We start from the raw sequence: 9806 nt of genomic DNA, 5'->3' as shown, positions 1-9806 counted from the left end.
GACCCGCGGCACCGTCACGCGCACCAGCCCCGGCAGCCGCCGCGCCATCTCGGCTTGCGTCGCGGCCGACAGCACGTCCGACCGCTCGGCGCGCAGGCTCATCACCGGCAAGCCCTTGAGGCTGTCGAAGGCCGCCCAGTCATCGGCGCCGCCATCACCATGCGGCAGGCGGAACGGCTCGGCAATGCGCGGATCATAATCGAAGACGATGCGGCCCTGCGGGCTGATCCGGCACAGGCGCTTGGCAAAGGCGAGCCAGTCGTGCAGCTGCCAGTCGGGATAGATGGCAGCGTTGCGCAGCGCCAGGTCGCGCGCGGCGTGCAGCCAGGTCAGCCAGTTGCCGCCGCGCCCGACATTGGCGCGCAACCGCGCCAGCCCGCCCGGTTCGATCACCGGACCGATGTCATTCAGGATCACGCCGGCCATCGCACTGCGATGCGCGGTCGTCAGCCGCAGGGCCAGCAGCCCGCCGAGCGAGGAGCCCAGCACGACAAAGCGCGACACGCCGGCCGCATCGAGCAGCAGCGACAGGTCGCGCAAATAGGTCAGGGGCACATAGGACAGCGAATCGCGCGGCCAACCCGATTCGCCCCGCCCCCTGAGATCCGGCGCGATGATCCGCCAGCGCCGCCCCAGGGGCTCGGCCAGGTGCGCAAAATCGCTGCCATTGCGGGTCAGCCCCGGCAGGCACAGCAGCGCGGGCGCCTGCGAAGACACTTCAACATCATGATGTTCGCGCCAGCAAAGCCGGACATTGTCGGCCGAGAACACAAAGCCGCGCTGCCAGCCGGTGGCAGGGACAAGCGAACTTGTGGCAGGGCGAGTGCTCATGATTTTGACTCTGACTCAACCGTGAGGCTATAGGAAGGCCTCCGGGGGGAGCGAGGACGAAGGACAAACGTGGCCACACGCGCACTTGAACCCAGAAGCATCGGCAGGGCCGGCACCAGCAACCCCCGCGCACCCGCGCGCCAGACGGACATGCGTGCACGCCGCTATGATCCCGCCGAAACCAAGTCACGGGTGCTCGCCGCCGCCCACATGCTGTTCTCGCGCCAGGGCTTTGCCGCCACCGGCACCGCCGACATCGCCCGCGAGGCGGACGTGTCGGAAGGCTCCATCTTCTATCATTTCGGTTCCAAGAAGGCGCTGCTCGAGGAACTCGGCCGCCGCCACGGCGAAGCGATGATCGCCACCATGGAAGAGGGCTATGCCCTTGAGGATCTTCTGCCCGCCATCACGGTGCCGCGCGTGCTGCGCTTCGTGCGGGACAACATGATCTGGGAAGGCTCCGAGCCTGAGTGCGGCGAATGCGGCCCCAAGTCCAAGATGGCCGCCACGCCCGATGCCGAGCCCTTCTATCACGCCGCCAAGGAAGTGACGACGGCGTGGATCAAGCGCCACCTGCAGGCCAGCCACGACAAGCTGGGCATCACCGGCGTGGAGATCGACATCGCCGCCAGTTTCACCCATCACGTGGTGGGCGACGCCATCGACCGCTGGCTGTGCGCCGGCACCCCGGAAGAGGCCGACCGCATCGAGCGGGAAACCATCCGCTACATCACCGCCGCCAGCGGCTATCCGCAGGATTGAGCGGCCCAACACGGCAGCAGGGCCTGCCAGAGGCGCCCTGATGGCCGAATATCGTCCTGAAACCACCATCCTTGGCCTGGGTGACGCCTTCTACGACGCGGTCGAGGCGGCGCGCTTCCCGCAGCATGTCGTGCGGTTCCGCAATGATCGCGCCGCTGCCAGCGTCGGGCTGGATGGCCTGAGCGATGAGGCCTGGATCGATCATTTCGGCCGCTTCACGCCTCTGCCCGGCAGCCTGCCGCAGCCGCTGGCGCTGCGCTATCACGGCCACCAGTTCCGCACCTACAACCCCGATCTTGGCGATGGCCGCGGCTTCCTGTTCGCGCAAGTGCGGGACGATCGCGGCCGCCTTATGGACCTCGGCACCAAGGGCAGTGGCACCACGCCCTACAGCCGCTTCGGCGATGGCCGGCTGACCCTGAAGGGCGCCGTCCGCGAGATCCTCGCCACCGAGATGCTGGAGGCGCTGGGAGTGACGACCTCCCGCACCTTCAGCGTCATCGAGACCGGCGAGGCGCTGACCCGCAACGACGAGCCCTCGCCCACCCGAGCTGCCGTGCTGGTGCGCCTCAACCACAGCCACATCCGCTATGGCAGCTTCCAGCGCCACGCCTTTCATCAGGACCGCGAGAGCCTTGCGAAGCTGGTCGATTACTGCCTGGCCCATCTCGCGCCTGAAGCCTCCGGCCCCACCCCGGTGGCCGCGCTGATCGACCATGCGGTGAAGGGCGCGGCGCGGCTGGCGGCCCAATACATGGCCGCTGGCTTCGTCCACGGCGTGCTCAACACCGACAATATCAACATCACCGGCGAGAGTTTCGATTACGGCCCGTGGCGGTTCGCGCCGGCCTGGGATGCCGGCTTCACCGCCGCCTATTTCGATCATGCCGGCCTCTATGCCTTCGGGCGGCAGGCGGAAGCGCTGCAATGGAACCTGTTCCAGCTGGGCGGCGCGCTGCGGCTTATCGCCGAGACCGACGAGCTGAAAGGCCCGCTGGAGGCCTTCCCGCAACGCTATCGCGCCGCCCTGTCAGACGCGATGCTGGGTCGGCTGGGCGTGAAGCGGCTGGGCAGTGCCGAGGACGAGGCGCTGGTCGCCGCCATCCAGACCGCGCTGGTGGCCACCCAGATGGACCCTGACCGCTTCTTTTTCGACTGGCGTGGCGGCGTGCGGCGCGGCGCGTCCGTGGCCGATCATCACTACAGCCACGACGCCTTCAGCGAATTCTTGCGCCTTGTCCCCGATTTCGCCACCAGCGCCCCCAGCCATGATTACTGGGCCGATGCCGACCCCTGCACGATGCTGATCGACGAGGTCGAGTCCCTGTGGGCGCCAATCGCCGAACGCGATGACTGGGCGCCGCTCCACGCCAAGATCGCCGCCATCCGCCGCATGGGCGAGGCGCACCGCGAACCCTAGCGCGGCAGCATCGCCCCCATCTGGCGGCCACCGAAGATGTGGACATGCAGGTGCGGCACTTCCTGGTGGGCATGGACCCCGGCATTGGCCAGCAGCCGATAGCCCGGTTCTTCCAGCCCCAAGAGCCGCGCCGTGGCCCCCACCGCCCGCACGAAGCCGGCAATCTCGGCCTCCGAGGCGTTGGCAGAAAAATCCGCCCAGCTGCGATACGGCCCGCGCGGGATCACCAGCACATGCACCGGCGCCTGCGGGTTGATGTCATGAAAGGCAATCGCCCAGTCATCCTCATATACACGCTTCGACGGAATCTCGCCGCGCAGGATGCGGGCAAAGATGTTGTTCGGATCATAGTCCCCCAGCGCCTCAACCGGCATTGCCTGTTCCCTTCCACAACAGTTGCAGCCGCTGTAAATCCTCGAGGCGGCCGAAACAATATTGTTGGAGCAGTGGACAAATGCCGGTTGCCCGTCCCCGCCGTTGCTCGCATGCTGCAGCCATGCAATGGACGGCGGCCTTGCTCAACCTGTTGCTGCTGGCAGCGCTGCCAGCGCGCGCTGTCAGCGTGCAGGAAGACTATAATGCCGCGCAGGCGCATCTTGATGCCAGGCGCCTCGCTGAAGCGCGGGCCGGGTTTTCGGCGCTGCTCGCCCGCCTTGGCCCGCAATCTGCCAGCCGCTCCGCCACCATCGTGCGGTCCCGCCTCGCTGAAACGCTGGTCGAGCTGGGGGAGGTGGAGGAGGCCCAGCCGCTGCTCGAAACCGCGCTCGCCAGCCTCCCGGCCGGCAACGCCGCCCTCAGAGGGGAACGCGGCGCCGCACTCACCCACCTCGCCCGCGCCACCGAGGAACAGGGCCAGATCCGCACCGCGCTCGGCTATTGGCAGCAGATCCTCGATGAAAAGCTGATGGCCCCCGCAAGCCTCGGCCTGCTCGACGCCCAGGCAGGTGTCGCCCGAACTGCCATCTGGTCCCGCCCCGAGGTGGCCGCGGCGATGATCGAAACCCTCATCACGCAGCCCGATGCCGCCTGGGGCGCCAGCAAGGCGGTGGCGAACCGTGGCCGACTGATGGCCCTGCGGCTGAAGGGCCAGCTGGCCATGGCCAGCGGCCGCCTGGCCGACGCGGCCACCGCACTGGCCGCCGCCGGCAAGCTGGCCGGCGGCACCGAAACCAGCATGGTCAATATCGACGATATCGAACTGCGCGGCGATCTTGTCACCCTGGCCTGGCTGCGCAAGGACTCGGCCGCGCTCAGCAAGCTCACCGCCCTGTCCGGCGCCAACATGCTCGATGACGGCAGCCGGGGCGGCGGCGGCAGCAGCAGCCTCCTCCCTCCCTGCACCCCCACCGGCACAGTGGCGCCCGATGCCATGGCCGTCATCGAATTTGGCGTGGGCGATGATGGCCGCGTGCTGAACGTGCGGCCCGTCTATGTCACGACCGGCAGCGGCCCGGCCGACAGCCATCCCGAAGAAGCATTTGTCGCCGCCGTCCACGAGTGGAGCTGGCCGGCCGAACAGGCCAAGGCCGTCAACTTGATGTGGCGAGCCGCCATCCGCGTGGAACTGCGCTGCCTGACCCGACAGCCCGATCTCGCCTCCGATTCGCTGTTCCGCGAAGCTAGGGATTGGTTCGACAAGCAGAAGCTGCCCCTGCCCGAGGTATCGGGCACTGACGCGCAGCGCCGGCAGGCGTTGCTGGCGAGCCTGGCCAGCATCGAAGCCGCTGAAGGCCCGCAGTCGCCGCGGCTGCTTGGAGTGCTCGGTGCGCTGATGGGCAACACCGCTGTCGGGCCACGCGAAGCCGCCAGGCTGGGCGAGCGTCTGGCCAGCCTCGCAGAAGCCCGGCAGGCCCCTATCCTGCTGGTCTGGTTGGGGCGCAACGCCGCCAGCGGCCGGCGCACGCTCGGGAGCGCCGAGCGACGCAAGCTCATTGATCTGGCCGAAACGCGCGGCGAGGGCCGACTGGCGGACTATCTGCGCCTGCAAAGCGTTGCCGACGACAGCGGCAAGCAGGCGGAAGCCCTGTTGCAGGCCATCATCGCCCGCCGGGCCGACGGCGACCCCCTGCGCACCCAAGCGCTGCTGCGCCTGTCCGATCTTGCCTTTGCGCGGGGTGACGAGGCCGCTGCCGCCAGCGCGCTGGCCAGCACCGGGCTCAGCCCCCAACAATGTTCGCTGGTGGATGTCCGCCCGCTGGGCAGCAGCAGCAATGTGTTCAGCAGCGCCGATTTCCCGGTCGAGAGCCTCAGCTGGGGTCTCTCCTCGCTGATGCAGGTGAGCTATGATATCCGCCCTAGTGGCGAGACCACGAATGTGCGAGTCATCCTCGCCCGGCCGCCCTTTGTGTTCAGTGATGCCGTTGTCAGACGCATCCAGAAGTGGCGCTTCAAACCGGTGATGCGCGGCACGGAAACCGTTGGCTGTGTGGGCCGCACCCAGGGCGTCCGCTTCAACGGTGCCAGCGGCTAGGATCGCGATCCGCACTAGCGGCGCCGCGCGCCGTGGATTGCTGTCAAGAAACTGCCTATCCAGCCGGTATCGTACTGGGCGGCGAAGGCCGGAATGGCCGGCCGCCGGTGCTTGACGCTTGCAGACGTGCCGACTAGGCAGGAGCAGCAAGGCTCGCGCCCGTCCTGGTGTGCGATGCTGGCCAAGCCAATTGCCAATCCTGCCGGCCGCCGCGGCGCCCGCGCCCCCAGAGAACCCGCACCCATGCATCTCCATGACCTGAAGAAGACCCCGCCGGCCGACCTGGTCGCCATGGCCGAGGAAATGGGGGTCGAGAACGCCTCCACCCTGCGCAAGCAGGACATCATCTTCGGCATCCTGAAGACCGCCGCCGAGGAAGGCACCGAGGTGATGGGCAGCGGCACCATCGAGGTGATGCCCGATGGCTTCGGATTTTTGCGGTCGGCGGAGAGCAATTATCTGGCCGGGCCGGACGACATCTATGTCGCCCCCAATTTCGTGCGCCGTTATGGCCTGCGCACCGGCGACACGGTGGAGGGCGAGATCCGCTCCCCCCAGAATGGTGAGCGCTATTTCGGCCTCAACAAGGTCACGGCGATCAACTTCGATGATCCCGAAGCGGTGCGCCACCGGGTCAACTTCGACAACCTCACCCCGCTCTATCCGGACGAGAAATTGAACCTCGACAGCGGCGATCCCACGCTGAAGGACAAGACCGGCCGGGTGATCGACATCGTCTCGCCGCTGGGCAAGGGCCAGCGCTGCCTGATCGTGGCGCCGCCGCGCGTCGGCAAGACGATCATGATGCAGAACATCGCCAAGGCGATCAGCACCAACCACCCCGAATGCTATCTGATGGTGCTGCTGATCGACGAGCGGCCCGAGGAAGTCACCGACATGCAGCGCACGGTGAAGGGCGAGGTGGTGTCCTCCACCTTCGACGAACCGGCGACGCGCCACGTGCAGGTGGCCGAGATGGTGATCGAGAAGGCCAAGCGCCTGGTGGAGCACAAGCGCGACGTGATCATCCTGCTCGACAACATCACCCGCCTGGGCCGCGCCTACAACACGGTCGTCCCCAGCAGCGGCAAGGTGCTGACCGGCGGTGTCGACGCCAACGCCCTGCAGCGCCCCAAGCGCTTCTTTGGCGCGGCGCGCAACATCGAGGAGGGCGGCAGCCTCACCATCATCTCCACCGCGCTGATCGACACCGGAAGCCGCATGGACGAGGTGATCTTCGAAGAGTTCAAGGGCACCGGCAACGCCGAAATCGTGCTCGACCGCAAGATCGCCGACAAGCGCGTCTTCCCGGCCATCGACATCGGCAAGAGCGGCACCCGCAAGGAAGAGCTGCTGGTGGACAAGGAAACCCTGTCCAAGATGTGGGTGCTGCGCCGCATCCTGATGCAGATGGGTTCGACCGACGCGATCGAGTTCCTGCTCGACAAGATGAAGGATTCGGCAACGAACGCGGACTTCTTCGCGGGGATGAACAAGTAGTGAGGCGGCTGGAAATAGCGGAGCTATTTCCAGACTCGCCGAACGGTCGGCCAGCGAACGAAAAGGGCGGCTCTCAAGCCGCCCCTTTTGATTCGTCTGACGGCGCGGCTCCGCCACGCCCCCTTCCTTCCTGACACTTCACCGCAGAAGCGGACTCGGCGGCTCCGCCGCCGGCCGCGGGACCCGGCTCAGTCTTTCTCGCGAGCGCGCCCGAACGCCCGTTTGAACAGTTCGGCAAGTCCAGCCATCAATACGGCCACGGACAGCCCCGCTCCGCGCCAGCCCCAAGAGCCATTCGGCGCCCAATCCGTGACTTGATCAACGCCAAAGCCGACCAGGATCAAGAACATGGCCGATATGCAGACCAGATAGATCTTGAACCATCGCTGAGACCGATACTCACCGTAAACCAGCGCCACAAACATCAAACCGGCGACGAAGAAGGCGGCCATGTAGCCAAGCATCGGCTGGCCATGTTGCGTGAAAAGCTCATTAACTACTGTCAGGGCTGCCCCGACACCAAGGATGCCCGTCGCCCGGCCCTTGAACGAGTCGAGGTCAAGCTTCACCCCGCCACGGCCTTCCGAACCTCCGCCGACCCCCAATCCAGCGTCCCCGAAACCCGCCACACCTCGCGGCCTTCCTCATCATAGAGGATGGTCACCGGAAGCCCCCTCGCTTTCACCGCCTCGGCATAGCTGCCCGGCTGGTCCAGCCCGCTCTCGATATTCTTGAACTTGTCCGTGCCCCAGAACTTGTCGACCGCCTGCCAACCTTCCATGTCCTGCGATATGGGCAGCACCATCACCGGCACCTCGCCAGCGAGCTTGTCGAGCGCCGGCATCTCCGCGATGCACGGCGCGCACCAGGTCGCCCACAGGTTGACCAGCATCTTCATGCCCTTGTGATCGGACAGCTTCTGCTTGGTGCCGCCCTTCATTTCCCAGGTCACGGCGGCGGGGCCGGGTTCGCCGGCGTGGCTGCGGTCGATCGTGTTGATCGGGATGGCGGCAGGCTTGGCCGGGGCGGCGGCAGCGGGGGCTTCCGGCGCGGTGGGCGCGGCCTGGTTGCAACCGGCGAGCGCCAGCGCGGTGAGCATCAAGACGGGTGTGCGCATGTGGGGCCAAGTCCTTCGCTGGATGCCGCCGCGATTATACGCGCCAGTGGCCGCTGCCAAGCCGCTGTGGCACTGAGGCCAGCAGAAGGGGACAGGACATGACGATCTCGCGGCGCGATGCAATGAAGCTGGCAGCCCTGGGCGGCGCGGTTGCCGCCGGTTGCGGGGGGCGAGCCAATGCCCTATCGGCGGGCGCCATGAGCGATGATCTGGCACCTCCGGCAGGCCAAGGCGCGGCGAACAGCCTGTGGGGCGGCCGCTTTGGCGCCGGCCCGTCGGCGATCATGCAGGAAATCAACGCCTCCATCGGCGTCGACAAGCGGCTGTGGCGGCAGGACATCGCCGGCAGCCGCGCGCATGTCGCCATGCTGGCGAAGCAGGGCATCGTCTCGGCCGCCGACGCCGCCGCCATCGACAAGGGCCTCCAGCAGATCGCGGCCGAATATGAGGCCGGCAAGCTGGTCGAGAACTTGGCGCTCGAGGATATCCACCTCCACGTCGAGACGCGGCTGCGGGAGATCATCGGGCCGGCCGCCGGCCGCCTCCACACCGCGCGCAGCCGCAACGACCAGGTGGCCGTGGACTTCCGGCTGTGGGTGAAGGCCGCCTGTGCCGAAGCCGATGCGGCGCTGAAGGGCCTGATCACCGCGCTGCTGGCCCGCGCCGAGGAACATGCCGACACCATTTTGCCCGGCTTCACCCATCTGCAGGTGGCGCAACCGGTGACGCTGGGCCACCACCTGATGGCCTATGTCGAGATGCTGGGGCGCGACCGCAGCCGCTTTGCCGATGCTGCCGCGCGCATGGACGAATGCCCGCTTGGCGCCGCGGCGCTGGCCGGCACCAGCTTCCCCATCGACCGGCAGATGACCGCGAAGGCGCTGGGCTTTGCCGGCGGCCCGACGCGCAATAGCCTGGACAGCGTGTCGGACCGGGATTTCGCGCTGGAGTATCTGGCCGCCACCCACCTCACTGGCCTGCACCTGTCGCGGCTGGCCGAAGAGATCATCATCTGGGCCAGCCAGCCCTATGGCTTCATCACGCTGCCCGATGCCTGGTCTACCGGCAGCAGCATCATGCCCCAGAAGCGCAACCCCGATGCCGCCGAACTGGTGCGCGCCAAGGCCGGCCAGTTCCTGAGCCAATTCACCCGGCTGTCCGTGGTGATGAAGGGGCTGCCGCTGGCCTATTCGAAGGACATGCAGGACGACAAGCAGACGGTGTTTGCCGCCCATGATGATCTGGGCCTGTGCCTCGCCAGCATGACCGGCATGGTGCAGACGATCACCTTCAACAAGGCGAAGATGCGGGCCGCCGCCAACAGCGGCTTTTCCACCGCCACCGATCTGGCCGACTGGCTGGTGCGCGTCGCCAATGTGCCGTTCCGGGAGGCCCACGAGATCACCGGCAAGTGCGTGAAGGCCGCCGAAGCCAAGGGCACAGATCTGAACGGCCTGACCGATGCCGAACTCAAGGCCATCGATGCCCGCATCACCCCGGCGGTGCGCGACGTGCTGAGCGTGGAAGCCAGTGTCGCCAGCCGAACCAGCTTTGGCGGCACTGCGCCCACGAACGTTCGCGCCGCCATCGCTGCGGCCCGGCAGCGGCTGTGAGGGCGACGTTGCCACTGCTGCTGCTGCCAATGGCGCTGTTGGCCGCCTGCGGCAAGCAGGGCGCGCTGGAGCCGAAGGCCGGGCGCGCCGGGC

The 9806-nt window shown here is 67.3% G+C and carries 9 protein-coding genes; 5 read left to right on the top strand and 4 right to left on the bottom strand.

The genetic code is table 11. From position 1 onward, the window contains the following. Positions 1–831 (bottom strand): alpha/beta fold hydrolase (locus tag GJV64_RS07350; protein WP_164156616.1); only part of this gene is annotated, 831 nt, incomplete at its 3' end. 150 nt (positions 832–981) lie between these two features. Between GJV64_RS07350 and GJV64_RS07345 the strand changes: the two genes are divergently transcribed. Then, positions 982–1593 (top strand): TetR/AcrR family transcriptional regulator, encoded by a 612-nt coding sequence (locus GJV64_RS07345; RefSeq protein WP_164156615.1) that lies wholly within the window; start codon positions 982–984, stop codon positions 1591–1593. Positions 1594–1633: 40 nt separating this feature from the next. Next, positions 1634–3013 carry a protein adenylyltransferase SelO gene (locus GJV64_RS07340; RefSeq protein ID WP_164156614.1) on the top strand — a complete coding sequence of 460 codons (1380 nt, stop codon included), beginning with the start codon at positions 1634–1636 and terminating at the stop codon, positions 3011–3013. Here GJV64_RS07340 and GJV64_RS07335 read toward each other — a convergent pair. Beyond that, a complete protein-coding gene (locus GJV64_RS07335) occupies positions 3010–3387 on the bottom strand; it encodes a histidine triad nucleotide-binding protein (RefSeq protein ID WP_164156613.1) in 378 nt (125 codons plus the stop codon). The two genes, GJV64_RS07340 and GJV64_RS07335, sit on opposite strands and share 4 nt — an antisense overlap. A gap of 140 nt (positions 3388–3527) precedes the next feature. Between GJV64_RS07335 and GJV64_RS07330 the strand changes: the two genes are divergently transcribed. Together GJV64_RS07330 and rho are read left to right on the top strand one after the other, a co-directional pair. Next, on the top strand, positions 3528–5483 hold the full coding sequence (locus GJV64_RS07330) for an energy transducer TonB (RefSeq protein ID WP_164156612.1): 1956 nt from the start codon (positions 3528–3530) through the stop codon (positions 5481–5483). A gap of 243 nt (positions 5484–5726) precedes the next feature. After that, on the top strand, positions 5727–6983 hold the full coding sequence (gene rho / locus GJV64_RS07325; protein WP_164156611.1) for a transcription termination factor Rho: 1257 nt from the start codon (positions 5727–5729) through the stop codon (positions 6981–6983). Between the two features lie 188 nt (positions 6984–7171). Here rho and GJV64_RS07320 read toward each other — a convergent pair whose 3' ends face one another. Next, positions 7172–7552 (bottom strand): hypothetical protein, encoded by a 381-nt coding sequence (locus GJV64_RS07320; RefSeq protein WP_164156610.1) that lies wholly within the window; start codon positions 7550–7552, stop codon positions 7172–7174. Further along, positions 7549–8100, bottom strand: coding sequence for a TlpA family protein disulfide reductase (locus GJV64_RS07315; RefSeq protein WP_164156609.1), 552 nt, complete (start codon positions 8098–8100; stop codon positions 7549–7551). The genes GJV64_RS07320 and GJV64_RS07315 overlap by 4 nt, the downstream gene beginning before the upstream one ends. Positions 8101–8345: 245 nt before the next feature. Between GJV64_RS07315 and argH the strand changes: the two genes are divergently transcribed. After that, on the top strand, positions 8346–9713 hold the full coding sequence (argH, locus tag GJV64_RS07310; RefSeq protein WP_164156617.1) for an argininosuccinate lyase: 1368 nt from the start codon (positions 8346–8348) through the stop codon (positions 9711–9713). Positions 9714–9806 lie beyond the last annotated feature (93 nt).

This window comes from Sandarakinorhabdus rubra, assembly GCF_010994245.1.
Lineage (GTDB): Bacteria > Pseudomonadota > Alphaproteobacteria > Sphingomonadales > Sphingomonadaceae > Sandarakinorhabdus > Sandarakinorhabdus rubra.
Note: the sequence above shows the minus strand (reverse complement) of the source record. Positions and strands in the feature narration are given on the sequence as shown.

What these genes read in the sequence shown, in the direction of transcription:
- GJV64_RS07345 (WP_164156615.1), top strand. Translation starts at nt 982, where the DNA reads ATGCGTGCACGCCGCTATGATCCCGCCGAAACCAAGTCACGGGTGCTC.
- GJV64_RS07340 (WP_164156614.1), top strand. Translation starts at nt 1,634, where the DNA reads ATGGCCGAATATCGTCCTGAAACCACCATCCTTGGCCTGGGTGACGCC.
- GJV64_RS07335 (WP_164156613.1), bottom strand. Translation starts at nt 3,387, where the DNA reads ATGCCGGTTGAGGCGCTGGGGGACTATGATCCGAACAACATCTTTGCC.
- rho (WP_164156611.1), top strand. Translation starts at nt 5,727, where the DNA reads ATGCATCTCCATGACCTGAAGAAGACCCCGCCGGCCGACCTGGTCGCC.
- GJV64_RS07315 (WP_164156609.1), bottom strand. Translation starts at nt 8,100, where the DNA reads ATGCGCACACCCGTCTTGATGCTCACCGCGCTGGCGCTCGCCGGTTGC.